The 17,451-nt window shown below is 42.1% G+C and carries 16 protein-coding genes; 10 read left to right on the forward strand and 6 right to left on the reverse strand.

Annotation, left to right across the window (positions count from 1 at the left end):
- Nucleotides 1-14 precede the first annotated feature (14 nt).
- From NST22_RS07270 to NST22_RS07280, 3 genes are read right to left on the reverse strand one after another with little or no spacing between them, the layout of a single operon-like run.
- A complete protein-coding gene (locus tag NST22_RS07270; RefSeq protein ID WP_010886495.1) occupies nt 15-1,850 on the reverse strand; it encodes a DNA ligase D in 1,836 nt (611 codons plus the stop codon).
- 3 nt (nt 1,851-1,853) lie between these two features.
- Nucleotides 1,854-2,789, reverse strand: coding sequence for a Ku protein (locus NST22_RS07275; protein WP_010886496.1), 936 nt, complete (start codon nt 2,787-2,789; stop codon nt 1,854-1,856).
- 36 nt (nt 2,790-2,825) lie between these two features.
- Entirely contained in the window at nt 2,826-5,228 is a 2,403-nt protein-coding gene (locus NST22_RS07280; protein ID WP_009967094.1) for a bifunctional diguanylate cyclase/phosphodiesterase, read from the reverse strand.
- 180 nt (nt 5,229-5,408) lie between these two features.
- Here NST22_RS07280 and NST22_RS07285 point away from each other — a divergent pair, with 180 nt between their 5' ends.
- The 4 genes from NST22_RS07285 (at nt 5,409) to rsgI (ending at nt 9,286) form a co-directional block, all read left to right on the forward strand.
- The gene (locus tag NST22_RS07285) at nt 5,409-6,074 is read left to right on the forward strand and encodes a DedA family protein (RefSeq protein WP_009967095.1); all 666 of its coding nucleotides are present in this window, start codon (nt 5,409-5,411) and stop codon (nt 6,072-6,074) included.
- A gap of 76 nt (nt 6,075-6,150) precedes the next feature.
- Nucleotides 6,151-7,125, forward strand: coding sequence for a TerC family protein (locus NST22_RS07290; RefSeq protein ID WP_009967096.1), 975 nt, complete (start codon nt 6,151-6,153; stop codon nt 7,123-7,125).
- Between the two features lie 263 nt (nt 7,126-7,388).
- Nucleotides 7,389-8,144, forward strand: coding sequence for an RNA polymerase sigma factor SigI (gene sigI, locus NST22_RS07295; RefSeq protein WP_003245855.1), 756 nt, complete (start codon nt 7,389-7,391; stop codon nt 8,142-8,144).
- Nucleotides 8,141-9,286, forward strand: a complete 1,146-nt coding sequence (gene rsgI, locus NST22_RS07300; protein WP_003244727.1) for an anti-sigma-I factor RsgI — start codon at nt 8,141-8,143, stop codon at nt 9,284-9,286. The genes sigI and rsgI overlap by 4 nt, the downstream gene beginning before the upstream one ends.
- A 10-nt stretch (nt 9,287-9,296) precedes the next feature.
- Here rsgI and sspD read toward each other — a convergent pair whose 3' ends face one another.
- Nucleotides 9,297-9,491, reverse strand: a complete 195-nt coding sequence (gene sspD / locus NST22_RS07305) for an acid-soluble spore protein SspD (protein WP_003218568.1) — start codon at nt 9,489-9,491, stop codon at nt 9,297-9,299.
- A gap of 130 nt (nt 9,492-9,621) precedes the next feature.
- Nucleotides 9,622-10,323: a transcriptional regulator HtpK gene (htpK, locus tag NST22_RS07310; protein ID WP_003245220.1), complete on the reverse strand. Its 702-nt coding sequence runs from the start codon at nt 10,321-10,323 to the stop codon at nt 9,622-9,624.
- 170 nt (nt 10,324-10,493) lie between these two features.
- Here htpK and htpX point away from each other — a divergent pair, with 170 nt between their 5' ends.
- From htpX to NST22_RS07330, 4 genes are all read left to right on the forward strand, one after another.
- Nucleotides 10,494-11,390 carry a protease HtpX gene (gene htpX / locus NST22_RS07315; RefSeq protein ID WP_003245353.1) on the forward strand — a complete coding sequence of 299 codons (897 nt, stop codon included), beginning with the start codon at nt 10,494-10,496 and terminating at the stop codon, nt 11,388-11,390.
- A gap of 173 nt (nt 11,391-11,563) precedes the next feature.
- Nucleotides 11,564-12,913: a Ktr system potassium transporter KtrD gene (gene ktrD / locus NST22_RS07320; RefSeq protein ID WP_003244672.1), complete on the forward strand. Its 1,350-nt coding sequence runs from the start codon at nt 11,564-11,566 to the stop codon at nt 12,911-12,913.
- Nucleotides 12,914-13,057: 144 nt separating this feature from the next.
- On the forward strand, nt 13,058-13,213 hold the full coding sequence (locus NST22_RS07325) for a hypothetical protein (RefSeq protein WP_003232510.1): 156 nt from the start codon (nt 13,058-13,060) through the stop codon (nt 13,211-13,213).
- A 2-nt stretch (nt 13,214-13,215) separates the two neighbouring features.
- On the forward strand, nt 13,216-13,392 hold the full coding sequence (locus NST22_RS07330; protein WP_003245411.1) for a hypothetical protein: 177 nt from the start codon (nt 13,216-13,218) through the stop codon (nt 13,390-13,392).
- Between the two features lie 42 nt (nt 13,393-13,434).
- On the opposite strand, the gene NST22_RS07335 is transcribed toward NST22_RS07330, so the two are convergent.
- Nucleotides 13,435-14,457 carry an acyltransferase family protein gene (locus NST22_RS07335; RefSeq protein ID WP_003245573.1) on the reverse strand — a complete coding sequence of 341 codons (1,023 nt, stop codon included), beginning with the start codon at nt 14,455-14,457 and terminating at the stop codon, nt 13,435-13,437.
- Between the two features lie 252 nt (nt 14,458-14,709).
- Here NST22_RS07335 and kinE point away from each other — a divergent pair, with 252 nt between their 5' ends.
- Nucleotides 14,710-16,926, forward strand: a complete 2,217-nt coding sequence (gene kinE / locus NST22_RS07340) for a sporulation two-component system sensor histidine kinase KinE (protein ID WP_003232504.1) — start codon at nt 14,710-14,712, stop codon at nt 16,924-16,926.
- The gene (ogt, locus tag NST22_RS07345) at nt 16,923-17,420 is read left to right on the forward strand and encodes a methylated-DNA--protein-cysteine methyltransferase (RefSeq protein WP_003232502.1); all 498 of its coding nucleotides are present in this window, start codon (nt 16,923-16,925) and stop codon (nt 17,418-17,420) included. The genes kinE and ogt overlap by 4 nt, the downstream gene beginning before the upstream one ends.
- The last annotated feature ends 31 nt before the right edge of the window (nt 17,421-17,451 follow it).

Genomic DNA, 17,451 nt, shown 5'->3' on the forward strand with positions numbered 1-17,451 from the left:
GCTGACTTCATTAGTCAGCTCTTTTTCTTCAACTGATGCAATATAGCGCTAAGCGGTTCGTCTTGCGGGTTGCGGTAAAAATCAAAAAATGGGCAGCCCTGCTTCTTAATTCGATCGATGACCGTATCAATTGTAAACAGAGCGGGTGTTAAAGATGATTGCACCTCATGCCAGTAGAGCGGGGCTGCAACAGTCCCAAGCTCATTTCCTCTCGTTGAATAGGGACAGATAATCGTTTTTCCTTCTGCATGCTGCAAATAATCAAGATACAATTTGCAGTGTCTGTTTTTAATCAAGCGTTCAGTGGTAAAGAGCTCGGGAAATGCATTGGTGCAGTACTCTGCGATCAGCTGCGTAAATTGGCGTGTTTCTTCATACGTAAATGCCTCGGGAGACAAGGGAATATAAAGCTGGATGCCTTTGTTGCCGGACAGCTTCGGGTACGATGTGATGCCAAAGGAATCCAACAGCCGCTTCAGTTCATTTGCGGCCTGCACGGCCATAAGAAAGTCATCTCGCGAAGGCGGGTCTAAATCAATGACAATCTCAGCCGGACGCCTGCTTTTAATGGTTTGAAAAGGAACGTGAAACTCCAAAGCAAGCTGGTTGCAAAGCCATAGCAATGTAGACATATCCTCACAGACAATATGTTCATGGCTTCCATCATAGAAAGACTGAACAAAATCCGGCGCATAGTCCGGCTTGTTTTTTTGGAAAAATGATTCGCTCCTAGATCCATGCGGATAGCGGATGACGGTGACAGCCCGGTTTTTCAGAAATGGGAGCAGGTAGTCACTGACTTCAATCATATACTGAATAAAATCTTCTTTTGTTTTTTTATTCTTTTCAAATATGATTTTATCCAGGCTTGTGAACTGGAGCTTTGGGTGAACCGGTTTGGAGTGTCGTATGACTTGCGCATACGTGCATTCGGTCCAGTCCATTTGGAATTCGAAACCGATAAACGATACCTCTCTTAATGTGCCTTGGAGAATTGTTAAGTATTGAACAGCTGCACAAATCGAAGGTTCAAGCGTAAATTCGCCTGAGGGTGTTTGATGTCCGTGCTGTTCCATAATCTCGCGTATAGCGCTTTTTTCCTCATCACGCATTCCGTGCGAGACAGAGGCAATCGGTGTCATTATTCCGTTTTTTAACACCGATACCGTCAGAAACCCGTTGTTAGGGTTGAACCCTGTTATGCAAACATAAGCTTGTTTAAAGTTTTTATATTTGAGCCAATCGGACGACCGCTTCTTTTCAAGCCATTTGCTGTTTGTTTTCTTCGCTACAATTCCTTCTCCGTCATATTTTATTACCATCTCCCAGAGTTGATCAAAATGATCATAACAGGGAATGGATTGAATGGTTTCTTTTGCGTAAGGATCTGGAGATGCAGGAAGCTTTGCTGCGGATATGAGTTCACGCAGCGATTTTTTGCGGTCCAAATACGAAAGAAGCGTTACATCTTCTCCGCTTCGCTCTAACAAATCAAAGGCGAGAAAGCAGCACGGCCGCGCGTTTGCCGATTCCTGAATCTTGTCTGGCCTTTTCAAACGCCCCCGCACTTGAAGGTGTTCAAAATCTGCACGACAGGGATTCACCAAACATACGATTTCACCGTCAAGTGTCAGCGGAAGCTCTTTTTCTAGGTGCTGAAAGGCAGTTTTGGCGAATTGTGTGATTTCAGGGAAGGTGCTGCTGAGCTCCACACCATTTCTGCTGGTTAAGGTCACACCTGAAGAATGGATGCGGAGAATACAGCGGTACCCATCATATTTTACTTCGTAACGCCATTCTGCTCCGATTGGCGGTGACGAAGTTAAGACCGGCTGCATGGTAAACGCCATGCGCTATGATGTGCCGGAGGCTTTTTTTCTAGTTGTTTTTTGTTTTTTATCTCCGGCTCCTTTCGGTTCAGCGGCTTGTGCAGGTGCGGCAGCCGGTGTCTCCCGGTTCGGCCTTCTGGTTCTGTCGATGCTGGCTTGCAGAGCGCTTACCAGGTCAATGACATCTTCACGAGGTGGCGCTTTATCAGGAGTGACAGCCGTTTCTTTATTTTCTAGCTTGTCGTTGACTCTTTGCAGCAGCGCCTGTCGGTACGTGTCTTCATATTTCTCAGGCTCAAACTTAGCAGTCAGTTCATCTATTAATGTGATAGCAGTTTGCAGTTCCTTATCGTTTACATTCGATTGATCAGGTACACCTGGGACTTGAGCGGCGCTTCTGACCTCATCGGGATAATGGATAGACTCCATGACGATACAATTTTCATAAACGCGGAGAATCGCCAGCTGCTGCTTTGACCTGATTGTCATATTGGCGATACCGATCTTTCCGGTTGAGCGCAGCGCCTCACGCAGCAGGGTATAGGCCTTCGTCCCATTATCCCCGGGGCCGACAAAGTAGGAGCGGTTAAAATAAATCGGATCAATTTCCTGAAGCTGAACAAAGTCAACAATCTCAACTGCTTTCTCCTCATGCTCCTGTTTTAAGCTTTTTAAATCTTCGTCTGTCAGCACTACATATTTTCCTTTTACATATTCATATCCCTTCACAATTTCATCAGGACTAAGAGTTTTTTCGCAATTTGTGCAAACTTTCTCGTATTTGATTGGTGCGTGATCCTCTTTATGGAGGCTGCGCAGTTTAATATCTTTATCTTCTGTGGCCGCATATAGCTTGATGGGGATGTTTACTAATCCGAAGCTGATCGATCCCTTCCACATTGTATGCATATCGATAAACCCCTTTTTTTCTTTAGTGTGAAGAGAAGGAGTACGATTCATGTGTAGTAACTTATGGGTGAAAAAAAGCCGGCGCTGTTATTGCGACGGCTGTTCAATAATGAATTGTTCGAATTGTTCCGGAGGTATTGGCCTGCTGAAAAAGAAGCCCTGCAAATGGTCGCAGCCTTTTTCAAAAAGAAGCTGCTTTTGAGCTGCATTTTCCACACCTTCGGCAATCACCTGCAAAGACAGCTGATGCCCCATGGCAATAATAGCTCCGGTAATTTGCTCTGATTTAGGATGGGTCTGAATATCGTCAATAAATGATTTGTCAATCTTCAGCCTGTGAATCGGGAAGTCCTTCAAATAGCTAAGAGAGCTGTGACCAGTACCGAAATCGTCAATACTGATTCTGATTCCTAATTCTGTTAGGGATGACAAAACCTTTTTGGAGTGATTGAGATTGTCCATTGTCATGCTTTCCGTCACCTCCACTTCAAGAAGCTGCGGAGGAAGCTGGTACTTATTAAGCGTATCCTTGATGAGGGGAATCAGATCTTTAGATTGAAACTGTCTGGCGGAAATATTAATGGCGACAGAAAGATCATAGCCTTTGTCATGCCAAATCCTTGCCTGCTTGCATGCTTCATCTATAATCCACTTTCCGATATCAATAATAAGTCCCGTTTCTTCTGCAACACCGATGAATTCTCCGGGCGGACGCAGTTGCCCGTCTGGTGTCACAAGGCGTATCAGTGCTTCTGCTCCTGTCATTTTTTGTTTTTTCACACTGAATTGCGGCTGATAATGCAAGACAAATCTATCGTTTTCGATTGCTTCTCTGAGTACCATCTCTTGGTTAAGCTTAACGGTTTCTTTGTTGCCGATTGAAAAAGAATAGTATCTGTATTTGCTTTTGTTTCGTTCTTTAGCCGCATACATCGCCATATCAGCCTTTTTCATCAATTCAAGGCCATCCGTCCCGTCTTTTGGAGATATCGCAATCCCGATACTGACAGATGTGACAAGGGTGTGATCTTGAATTTTGAAAGGTTTTTTGAATTTTTGGATAATTTTTCTTGCTAAAACATCTGCTTCGCCTGTTCCTGTATTGGCGTCTGTTAATATAATAATAAATTCATCACCGCCAAGACGGGCGATAAATCCGTTATCAGGGACTACAGATGACAGGCGTTTAGCTGCAAACTGAAGCAATTGATCACCGACATTATGCCCTAATGCATCGTTAATCACTTTAAACCGGTTTAAGTCAAGAAAGAATACAACAGTGTTATAATGCAAGGAATGCTCGCGATTCAGCACCTTTGTTAGATGAGAGATGGCATGCCTTCTGTTAGGTAAGTCTGTAAGCGAATCATAATGAGCCATTCTATGGATTTCTTTTTCTGCTTTGTACTGCTTCGTCATGTCTTTACAAATGACATAAATGCTGTCTAGTTCCTGATTGACCTCAACAGGTATAAGCGTAATATTTAAGTGAAACTGGCCTTTTTCAGTGATAAGATCGCTATCGCTGTTCATCGCTTGTTTATCTTTTTTAACTTGCTCAAAAAGGCGCTTAACCTTCAGTGATGTGTAATTCCTCCAGTCATGCATGCTGAAGCCAAATTTGCTGATCATTTCCTCACCAGCGTGATTGGAAGATATTATGTCTCCTTCTAATGATAAAATAAAAATTGCATCAATATTGTGGACGATTAAAGACTGAAATCGCTGTTCGTTATCCTTTATGCGTTCGCTCTGTTTAATAAACTTTCGATCTGCATGGGAACTGAATAACAATAACGTTTGGATACAAAAAATAATTAAAGTAACAAAAATTGACCAATGAAACGTTTGCACCTCCATATGGCTTCCGGGCGGAGCCATGTCCTTATGGAAAGTTGCCGCAAGCATCCCTGTGTAGTGCATGCCCGAAATCCCAATGCCCATTACAATTGAACTGACGCCTTTATAGAATATAAGATGCTCAGAATGTTTTTTTACGGCCAAGTCAAAGAATATTTTTAACGAGACGAAAGAGGCTGCAATCGCAATGATAATTGAAACTGTAAATAAAATAGGTTCGTAAATAATCATTACCCGGGAAATGGCAGACATTCCGATATAGTGCATAGAAGCAATAGATGCGCCAAGCACAACTGATCCGGTAAGCAGTCTGTAATATGTAAGAATGTGCCGGCTGACAAAATATAATGACACAAATGATCCCGAAACAGATGCGCCAATGGCTGCCATTAAAGGCATGAATTCATATTCCATCGGCATTTCCATATGGACGGCCATCATCCCTACAAAATGCATTGACCAAATACCGAATCCCATAATAAGTGAGCCGCCGATCAGCCAAATTTTACTTTTTAAGCCTGTATTGATGGTGACTTTCCTTGAAAGTTCAAGGGAAATATACGAGGCGGTACAGGCAATTAGAATAGATAAACATATGAGAGTCGTATTATATGTAACGTGTATTTCCAAATGGAGATTCCCCCCGTATCGTGTGTTCCAGTCTTGTTGACTCTCTTTATTATCGGCTGCTTAACCGCAGAGTTTCAGCCTTCAAAACGATAGAAATACGAGGGAGATCTATTTTTAGTTCAACTGACCGTGAAAAATGTGTTAAAATCATCTTGATGTTTTCCGAAAAGAGAAAAATGTATGATACATAAACATGAAACAAGGGAGTTGGTGGCTATCGAAGAGCTGGTTATGTCATGGATTGAAGCATTTAAAAGCTTATCTTATTTTGGAATATTTCTAGCGCTCAGCATTGAGTTTATTCCGGCCGAAGTCGTCTTGCCGCTTGCGGGCTATTGGGTATCTAAAGGCGATATGACACTTGCTGGCGTTGTTTTGGCAGGATCGCTTGGAGGAGTGGCCGGTCCGCTTACGCTGTATTGGATAGGCCGGTACGGAGGAAGGCCGTTTCTTGAACGTTTTGGGAAGTATCTCTTTATTAAACCTGAAGCGCTTGATAAGTCAGATAATTTTTTCAAAAAACATGGGGGCTTTGTCGCCTTCAGCGGCCGTTTCTTGCCTGGTATCAGGACATTGATTTCCATACCGTGCGGAATTGCAAAAATGAATGTTTGGGTGTTTTCGCTTTATACATTCATTGCTATGCTTCCGATTACATTTGTATATGTTTATCTCGGTGTGAAGCTCGGTGAAAATTGGAAGGCAGTCGGCTCTATTCTTGATCAATATATGCTTCCGATCGGGATAGCGATTTTGGCGCTGTTCCTGCTCTACTTACTGATGAAAAAGAGGAAGAAACGCACGCACTCCGAACAATTATCTGTATTTTTGAAAAATAAACGTTGACAAATCACTGCGCTGCGCATATTATTGACGTATAAAATCATATTTCTTGAAATCCCAAAGGGGAGTAGCGTCCGGAATGTATTCCGGAAACAAAGTCGTCATTTCATGGATTGTATCCATCGGCTTTGTTGGCATGCCTGAATTCATGTCTAGCAAGACCTTTGCCTTATGTCGGCAAAGGTCTTTTTTGCATGGTCCGGCCGGCATAAGATCGGATGAAGAGAAAGAAAACAACTTTTTTGGGAGGGTATCATTTATGGATGCAGCATTATTATTAGAGTATGGTTGGGTTCTTCTCGTCTTGATCGGGCTGGAAGGGATTTTAGCCGCCGATAACGCGCTGGTTATGGCGGTAATGGTAAAACATTTGCCGGAGGAAAAAAGAAAAAAAGCGTTATTTTATGGATTGGCAGGGGCTTTTGTTCTGCGATTTGGCTCTTTATTTGCAATTTCTTTCTTGGTCAACGTATGGCAGGTTCAAGCGATTGGCGCGATCTATTTGCTGTATATCTCAGCAAGCCACTTATTGAAAAGATATGTATTTAAGAAAGAAGACACACATAAAGAGACGAAGCAAAGCGGTTTTTGGCCGACTGTTTTAAAAGTTGAACTGGCAGATATCGCGTTTGCTGTTGATTCCATCTTAGCAGCAGTAGCGCTGGCGGTTACACTTCCTGGGACATCACTCCCGAAGATCGGCGGACTTGACGGAGGACAATTTCTCGTCATTTTGGCCGGCGGTATCATCGGACTGGTGATCATGCGGTTTGCGGCTTCCATGTTTGTGAAGTTATTAAAGGAACGTCCAAGCCTAGAAACAGCAGCCTTTGTGATTGTCGGCTGGGTCGGAGTGAAGCTTGCTTTATATACGCTTGCCCATCGCGACATAGCGGTTGTTTCTGAGCACTTTATCCATTCTGGAACATGGAAGCTGATATTCTGGGGTGTCTTAGCAGCAATCGCGGTTTGCGGCTGGTTTATGTCAGGTGGGAAAAAACAGCCGGAGGGTGCACAAAACGAACAAAAAAACAGCACCCGTGAACGGGCGTAATCTGAAAGACTCTGCTTAAAAGCAGAGTCTTTTTGTGTTTGAAGCGTTTTCATAAGCGAAATAAAATAACATTTTTATAACATCTTTGTTACAAAAAACACGCATAAAACCCCCTTAATTCTTTAGAAAGGCACGAAATCATGTATAGAACGTCAGAATGGTTTGTCATAATTGAGACATTGGAAATCAATATTTCTTTTTCTCCTTTGCGAATCCCTATCAAATTAGCTATCATTAATGAGTAGTTATAGGGAGGAACTGAGGTGAAACCAGTGCTTAGCCTTTTGTTTAAATTGGGAAAAAAGAAGCAAACACTTGAAAAAGCTGTTGAGAGTATACAAAAAGGCAATAAAGATCTGCAAAATGAATTAATACAGCAATATAAGCCATTTATCGCAAAGACGGTTTCATCCGTTTGTAAACGATATATAGATGAAAAAGACGATGAGTTCAGTATTGGACTGATCGCGTTTAATGAAGCTATAGAAAAATATTCACCTGAAAAAGGAAATTCTCTGCTCGCATTTGCTGAGCTTATTATAAAAAGAAAAGTCATTGATTACATTAGAAAAGAAGCCAGAAGCGCACAAAATATAAATATCGATTTACAGGAAGGAGACGATCAGGAGTCATCACAAAGCCTGATTGAAGCCGAGCTTTCCATTGATGAATACCGCCGTCAGATTGAACAGGAGCAGAGGCGGGAGGAAATCCTCTATTTTCAAAAGCAGCTCAAGGATTATGGTTTATCGTTTAAAGAACTGCTTGAAAATTCTCCAAAACACACGGATGCAAGGCAAAACGCCATAAAGGTGGCAATGACGCTTGTTGAACATGAAGAATTGGCCGCTATCCTGTATACAAAGAAGCAGCTTCCGGTCAAACAGCTTGAACAGCTTGTCTCTGTAAGCCGAAAAACGATTGAGAGAAACAGAAAATATATTATTGCGATGTGTATTATCATTACGGGTGATTATATTTATTTAAAAGATTATCTTAAAGGGGTGCTGCACTCATGAGAAGAGGGATTATAGTAGAGAAAAATAAAAAATTCGTCACGTTGCTGACCCCTGACGGACAATTTTTAAAAGCCAAAAATGATCGACACAGCTATGAAATCGGAGAAGAAATCATGCTTCCGAGTGAAACACGCATGGGCAGAAGGGCCAGCTTTTTTGATTTTTTTAAACTGCGCCCTTTCAAAATGGGGATTTTTACGATGACTGCTATTATGCTCTTTATTTTTATAGTTCTCCCCGTTTTTTCTAATAATAAGGCCTATGCGTATATGACAATCGATATCAATCCAAGCGTCGAAATGGCGTTAAACAGCGATTATGAAGTGATTGAACTGACGCCTCTAAACGATGAGGGACAGAAAGTCGTGAATGATATAGATGATTGGGAGAAGACTGATTTTAAAAAGGTGATTGACGATATTATAACCGACTGCAGTGAACACGGGTATGTAAAAAAATCGAAAGAAATATTGATTTCCACTGTTTATGAAAACACAGAAGACAATACATATAAAAAGGCTGTGAAAAAACAGCTGAATGATGTGACTGAAAAATATAAAACGACATACCGCATGGAATCTCTCGAGTCAGATATGCAAACGAGGGAAAAAGCGAAGAAAGAAGGCGTCTCAACAGGCAGCTACATCAAATCAAATGAAAAGAATGACAATAAAGATATAAAAGATGACTCCAGCAAACCATCCGGGGAAGAGGATCAAAAGAGTGATGAAAATGAGGATGAAAACACCGATCAAACTGACACCCAGGACAGCAAGCAAGGAGATAATGAACAGCTGAATGATGCGGATTCCGGAGACCAGAAAGAAGAGAAAGCGGATGACCAGATTGATGATAGTGACAAAGATAAAAAAATAAAGGAATCAGATGAAAACACAAATACCGAAAAAGATGGGGACCATGAGCAAACCCCAATACAAGATCCTCAAGATAAAGGAAATGAAAATAACGGCGCTGACAAGGGCCAAAGCCAATATCACAGGGACTGGAACAATGGTGAACAAGGCAAGAACCGTTCTTCGTCCAGAAGGGATAACGCTTCAGACCGACGTAATCCAAACGGCTACAGCAGTGATAATCATTCAGCTAAAAATGAAGATTCGCCGAGTGCCCCCGGCGAATAAAGACCTGAATTTATTTAGTTGTGCCATTTAATTGTGATTGTGCTTGCTGTACCAGCCGCTTTGTCATTTCTCCGCCTACAGAGCCGTTAGCGCGTGCGACTGTATCAGAACCAAGGTTCACACCGAATTCTTGAGCCACTTCGAGTTTAAATTGGTCTAGTGCCTGCTCCACCCCTGGAACAACGAGTTTATTTCTGCTCGCCATCTTTTTCATCTCCTTTTTCGATAAAGAAATTCTTAACGCGTATTTAGTTTGAAATATACGGGGTTTATTTATGCTGGCAATTGTTGTGGAGAAAAATAAAACCCCGGCCTCTGAGCCGGGGTGGCGCAGACTATAGAATGTCTGCTGTCATTTTATGTGCGGTTGCCTGAATATGGAATGTCAAAATGGAGAGGACTGTAATGGCGATAATCTGTCTGATTTTAAGCCATTGGCTGTCATTCAGTTCTTCAAAACGGTGACGGAGACGCTCTGTCTCCTGTTCGGCGATCTCCTGCAGATTTGATTCTTTCATAGAAGGAGTATCTTGGTGATGGATGGCATCAAGCACATATGCGCAGCTTTCATAATAAGCAATCGGGCTGATGACATCATCAGATCTGTCTGAGATTGTGTTAAAGGCCACTTTTAAAATAGCCCGTATGTGTTCAAAGTCATAAATGGATTTTAAATCACGTACAATTAAAAGAATAACTGCCTGTTCAATTGAGTATTTTTTGCCCAGCTCAGGGTGTCCGATCAGATCTTTGATATCACGCTTTACCCAGTTTTGAATCGCGGTTGACTTTAACGAAGTCAGCTCGCATAAGTTGCCAAGCTCTACGATTTCATTTGTAGACAGACCGTATTCTTTTTTCTGTTTTTTTCGTTCGTATCTTGTAAGAAATTCAGGAATTTCTAGATGATTGGCTGCTTTTTCTGCTGACATGTTCGCTGATTGGACGAGAATGTCGAGCGGGCTATGTTCTCCTTGTCCTTTTAGGGAATAGAGCAGCCGCACCATATCGGTTCGAGAGAGTTTAAAAATGTTCATTGTTCACCTCTTTAAACAATTTGACGCGGATATAGGTCTATGTATAAGTTCAAAATTCAAGCGTCAGCAAATTACATTAACATCATACGTCGAATTCCTTGCATTTTCAAATGGATGTTTTATAATTTAAATATACGGGTTCTTTTGAACTTAAAATAACGGAGGTTGTTATGGCGAAAAGAATTTTTCTGTTTATTCTAACGAATATTTTGGTGCTTACAACAATCGGGATCGTTTTGTCTGTTTTAAGCTCTGTTACAGGAGTCGGGACGTACTTTACAGCTGATGGCGGTATCGATCCAATGGCGCTTCTTGTGTTCAGTTTAGTCGTTGGATTTGTCGGTTCCTTTACGTCTCTTGCGATATCCAGATGGATGGCAAAGACGATGATGGGCGTCAGAGTGCTGAATCCGAAAAAACACTCGCTCAGCTATGAGGAACAGCAATTGGTTGATCGTGTTCACAGATTAAGCCGCTCTGCCGGTTTAACGAAAATGCCGGAAGTCGGGATTTACCGTTCACCTGAAGTAAACGCGTTTGCGACTGGACCGTCAAAACGCCGTTCACTTGTCGCAGTATCGTCAGGGCTGCTGGAGCAGATGGATGACGCAGCAGTTGAAGGTGTGCTTGCCCACGAGGTCGCGCATATCACAAATGGTGATATGGTAACAATGACGCTTTTACAAGGTATCGTTAATACCTTTGTCGTCTTTTTATCGCGTATCGCCGCTTGGATAGCAAGCCGTTTTGTCAAAGAAGATCTAGCGCCGATCGTTCATTTTATTGCAATGATTATTTTTCAGATTGTCTTTTCGATACTTGGCAGCCTGGTTGTGTTTGCGTATTCACGCCATCGTGAATTCCATGCTGACAGGGGAGGAGCGGATCTTGCCGGCAAGGACAAGATGATTCATGCGCTGCGGACGCTTAAAAGCTATTCTTCCCGGATTTTGGAAGACGATCAGACAGCTGTCCAAACGTTAAAGATTAATGGCAAGAAGCGCTCTTCACTTTTCTCTACTCATCCTGATTTAGATGAGCGAATCAGACGGCTGGAAGCTAAATAATACAAACACATTGTTCCTCTGAGAGAATTCTCAGAGGTTTTTTATTTTATCCATTGACTAAAATCATAAAAAAATAAGCAAGTTAAGAAAATGTTTCGTAAAAGCCTTTAAAAATGGACCTAATATCTTTAGAATAATTACCGTACTTAAAAAGAGAGGCAGAAGGATTTTACATGAGATTAAAGTTTGGAAAATTGATACAGGCCTTGTCACCGGCCCAGCTGATCGCATTATATTATTTTCTTGCAGTTACTGTGGCCGTTATATTGCTGAGTTTGCCGGCGGCCCATAAACCGGGGGCGGATTGGACGTTTATTGATGCGCTTTTTACAGCTGTCAGTTCAGTCAGTGTAACGGGGCTGACAGTTGTTGATACAGCTGATACATTCAGCACAATAGGGATTTTTATATTAGCATTTGTTCTGCAATTTGGCGGAATCGGAATTATGACGCTCGGAACGTTCATTTGGCTGATCATGGGAAAACGAATCGGGCTGAAAGAACGGAAGCTGATTATGGTTGATCAAAACCAATCCCAGTTTTCAGGAATTGTCAATCTGATGAAGCAGGTACTGTTTCTGATCTTGTGGATTGAATTTTTTGGCGGGCTGATACTCGGCACATATTTCTTAACCTACTATGACTCCTATCAGGAAGCCTATTTACACGGATTTTTTGCCAGTATCAGTGCAACGACAAACGGCGGATTTGATATTACCGGTAATTCGATGATTCCATTTCGCCACGATTACTTTGTGCAGTTTATTACAATGCTTTTAATTATATTTGGAGCGATTGGATTTCCCGTGCTTGTTGAAGTAAAGGATTTCCTGTTTTCAAAGCATCGGCGTTATCCATTTACGCTTTTTACAAAGATCACGACGATTACGTTCGGCTCACTTGTCTTGTTTGGAGCCATTGGCATCTTTGCCCTGGAAGCAAACCATGCGTTCGCAGGAAAATCATGGCATGATATTTTGTTTTTGTCCCTGTTTCAATCAACGGCAACCCGAAGCGGGGGGCTGGCAACAATCGATATCAGCCAATTATCAGATTCCACACTCTTTTTTATTTGTGCGCTGATGTTTATTGGAGCGTCGCCAAGCTCAGTCGGGGGAGGCATAAGGACAACGACTTTTGCTTTGAACCTTCTTGCGCTGTTTCATTTTGCCCGCGGCAATAAGGCCGTAAAGGTATTCAAACGGGAGCTTCACCCTGCTGACTTGATGAAGTCGCTTGTTGTCACGATGATGGCGATCCTGCTCGTTTTTGGCGCGACACTCATTCTGACCATTACAGAAAAACATTCCCTGCTGGAGCTTTTGTTTGAAGTGTGCTCGGCATTCGGTACAACCGGCCTATCGCTTGGAATTACGGCAGATTTGAGCAGTGTTGGAAAATGCGTCATTATGATTGTCATGTTTATCGGGCGAATCGGCATCTTGACCTTCCTGTATCTGATCGGAAGAAAGGAAATTGAAGCGAATTATCACTATCCGAAGGAAAGAGTGATTATCGGATAGGCAAAACACCGCATATTTTGCGGTGTTTTTTGATTACCAAAAAAAAGATGTGTGCCTCCTGTTCAGTTGGAGAACCTAACTCCGACAGGTGCAATTTACGCTCCTGCATCTTAAAATGTCTGAAAATTGGCGAGGAGGATTCGTATGAAGCGTAAAGCTGAAGTGAATGAAGCCATTAAAAATAACAATACACCTACCGAGAGCATGGACCCCAATTCATATAAGACACAATATCATGACGACCCCAATTTTAGAGGGGCAAACCGCAATTCCAAACAGGGCCAGCAGGGAGGCATGTAATTGTGAAGAAAAACCGTCATAGCAGAGACATGCAAAATCATAAAAAGCCTATGAATAAAAAGGTGCTGGAGGAAGAATTCTCAAGTGAACTCGGGGATTACAATGCCGGAAAGATCATCGAAACGCTGGAAGTCACCAAGCCTGAAAAGAAAAAAGAAAAAAACAAAAAACAACAATAAAAAAGACCTCTTAGGCGGCGTCCCGCTTAAGAGGTGCTTTTTCTATTTTAAATAAGCATTTTTGCCCGTTCCTCTGACAAATTGCAATAAGCTTGTCATCCTCAGCTCAATGAATGGCTGAGCGACTGTCTTAACAAAGTTGCTGGAGAGGACTGATGTCAGGGCTGCTGTTAAAAGCAAGAGGATCACTAAGCTTTGATAGTCAGTAAGCCAATCCTCAAGCCCGACCTGCCGTAATGTCTTAATAATAAACCCGTGAAGCAGATACACGTAAAATGTCCGGGTTCCCCATTTGGTAAAGAAATACCGTTTTTGCGGAACGAGCGCTAAAAAGCTGAAGGTTGCCCCAAAGGCGAGTACATACCAGCCGATTCGGGATAGTCCGCTTACCAGGGTAACGTCTCCAAATGAAGAATACGGTTTTGAACCAAACAGAAAAGAATAGTCAAAATCGATGCCCCAGCAGATGACGAATACTGCGGCAAGCACTCCGAGCGCAATTTGTTTGCCGCGTTTTGATCTCAATAAATCAAAATGATGTTTATTTAAATAAAAACCGACAAGGAACATCGGTAAGAATACGAATGTCCGTGACAAGCTCAGCGTGCTGCTGACAAAGTCCAGATAACCGATCAGCACGGCGATTCCGCAGCTGACAAACAGCGCCCACTGCTTTGAAAGCTTTGAAAAAGGATATAGGAGCAGGTTCCAAAAGAATAAGCTTACAAGAAACCATAACGACCATTGCGGATCAATCGGGTTCACATTTGCCATGCTTTCATCTTGCATAATGTAATAAAAGACGGAATAAATAATTTGGAAAATCAAATACGGAATAATCAGCTTGACCGCCAGCTTTTTTACATATCCCGCCCGTTTAAAGCCTTTCGCGAAATAACCGGATACAAGAATAAATGCAGGCATATGGAATGTGTAAATGAACTTGTAGAGGTAGAGCATAAAATGATTATCATTAATAAAGGAACGAAGGATATGACCGAATACAACAAGGAATATCAATAAAAATTTTGCGTTATCGAAATAACTGTCCCGCGATTTACTCATAGCATCACCTTCTCTTTCATCAGTCACTAAGAGATTATTCCCTGCTGGTACATATTTTAAAATAAAAGATGAAAAAGGAATCTAAAAAAATGCTGATTGTTAGGTCGATGTAAAGTGACGGTAAGGATCGTAGAAAATGTCTTCGTAATGTAATGACGCTGAAATTTTCTGAAATTTATAGGGCAAATGAAGGAAGTTCCCGCATTTTGTAGAAATATTGAGGGATAGGTTTTGAAGAAGGAGTGTACATGCATGGAAACTCTTGGTGTCCAGACAAACTCGGAGCTGCGAGAGGAACTGAATCGCCTCAAAGAAGAAAACGCGCGACTGAAAAAGGAATTGAATCAGCATCAAGTGATTGTCAACAATACGCTCGATGCTATTTTTATTTGTGATAACGAAATGCGGATTGTTCAGGCAAATGAAGCAACAGAAAGGATGCTTCAAGTTGACTCGGAAGATTTGAAAAAGCGTTCTGTTTTGGATTTTTTGTTTTCAATCCCAAAGGATGAACTGAATCTTTCCGTAAAGAAGTTTTTTAAAAAAGGCTTTCTGTGGAAGGAGGTTCCGATCAGGCTTGATTGCGGGGCAACAAAATACATAGAGTTTCTGGCCAAAAGAGGTATTGGTGAGGATTTCTTTTTTGTTGTCATGAGGGACATATCTTCTAAGAAGATTCTGGAGCGGGAATTCTCTATGAATGAACAGCTTTTTAAGGACTTGTTTGACAGAGCAGTTGACGGAATCGTCCTGTTTGATAAAGATGGCGGTTTTATTGATGCAAATTTGTCCTTTTGTAAAAGCTTTGAAATCAATCATAATGAGCTGTCTCATTTATCTTTGTATGAGTTCATAGACAGCGGCTCACGAAAAGATTTCGACAATATCTGGAAGGCGCTCAACCGCAAGGGAAAAGCGAAGGGGGAGCTGCCTGTCAAGCTTCGTTCAGGAGTTCAAAAACTATTTGAATTCACGATTACATCAAACATCATCAGCGGTTTTTATATGTCCATTATGAGGGATATCACAGAGAAGCGGTCTATGGAGCTGCAGCTCTTTAAAAGTGAGGAGCGCTTCAGAGAAATCTTTGAAAATGCAATGGACGCCATCATCATCTGGTCGAATGACGGAAGAATCGTAAAAGCGAATCAATCAGCCTGTAAAATTTTTGAGCTGCCGATGAATTTGCTGTTGAAAAGAAAGCTGTGTGATTTTCTCGTTGACTCGCAGCAGAAATACAGCATAACGAAGAGGAAATACGCAAAATACGGAGAGATCAGAGAAGAGCTGCTGTTTCAAATGGGGAACGGCCAATTCAAAGAGCTTGAATTTACTTCAAAACGGACAATCCTTGAAAATCAGCATTTGACGATCTTAAGAAATGTAAGCGACAGAAAGCGGATGGAAAAGGAGCTTCGGGAAAGCGAGCTGAAATTCAGAAAAGTGTTCAACGGATCAATGGACGGCAATGTATTGTTCGACAATCAATACAGGATCATCGACGCCAACCCGTTAGCAAGCCATATTTTGGGCCTGTCACATGAAGAGATCAAACAGCACAGCCTGTTAGATATTATTTCTGCTTATGAAATAGAAAATTTGGCATCACCGGCAAGGCAGATTAATTTTGATGAAATGGACAACGAAATTCCATTTTTGCTGAGCAGCGGTGATAACAGAAAACTCGAATTCTCATTTAAACGGAATATTATTCAAAATATGAACTTGGCTATCTTTAAAGACGTAACAGAGCGAAAAGAATTGGAGGAGCGCCTGCGCAAATCAGATACCCTTCATGTTGTCGGCGAACTCGCAGCCGGTATTGCTCATGAAATCAGAAATCCGATGACTGCTCTTAAAGGCTTCATTCAGCTTCTGAAAGGGAGTGTCGAGGGAGACTACGCCCTTTACTTCAACGTGATCACCTCAGAACTAAAGCGCATCGAATCCATCATCACCGAATTCTTGATTTTAGCCAAGCCCCAGGCCATTATGTATGAGGAAAAACATGTTACCCAAATTATGAGGGACACGATAGACCTTCTAAATGCGCAAGCCAATCTCAGCAATGTACAAATGCAACTTGATTTAATTGACGACATTCCCCCGATTTACTGTGAACCGAATCAGCTGAAACAGGTTTTTATCAATATATTAAAAAACGCCATCGAAGTGATGCCTGACGGCGGAAATATTTTTGTAACGATAAAGGCATTGGATCAAGATCATGTTCTAATCTCCTTAAAAGACGAGGGAATCGGAATGACAGAAGATAAATTAAAGCGACTTGGTGAACCGTTTTATACGACAAAGGAACGGGGAACTGGACTTGGGCTTATGGTAAGCTATAAAATTATTGAAGAACATCAAGGCGAGATTATGGTAGAAAGTGAAGAAGGGAAGGGCACCGTTTTCCATATTACGCTTCCTGTCAGACAGAATGCTGAAGAAAGAAGGAATGATGAATGAACTACTATACGACAGCCGAAACGCCGCTCGGTGAACTTATCATTGCCGAAGAGGAGGACCGGATCACTCGTCTATTTCTCAGTCAGGAAGATTGGGTGGATTGGAAAGAAACGGTTCAGAATACTGAGCATAAGGAAACACCTAATCTTGCAGAAGCGAAACAACAGCTTCAAGAATATTTCGCAGGCGAAAGGAAGACATTCTCCCTGCCGCTCAGCCAAAAGGGCACTCCTTTTCAGCAAAAAGTGTGGCAAGCGCTGGAGAGGATTCCATATGGCGAATCCCGAAGCTATGCGGATATTGCCGCTGCTGTCGGCAGTCCGAAAGCGGTGCGCGCTGTCGGGCAGGCTAATAAACGTAACGACCTGCCGATTTTTGTCCCGTGCCACAGAGTGATCGGCAAAAACAGTGCGTTAACAGGATACGCCGGAAGCAAAACGGAGATCAAAGCATTTTTGCTAAACATCGAGCGAATCTCCTATAAAGAAAAATAAAACATATGGCACGTTCCCTTTTTTCACGGCC

It is taken from the genome of Bacillus sp. PS237 (assembly GCF_037963345.1).
Taxonomy (GTDB): Bacteria; Bacillota; Bacilli; order Bacillales; family Bacillaceae; genus Bacillus; species Bacillus subtilis.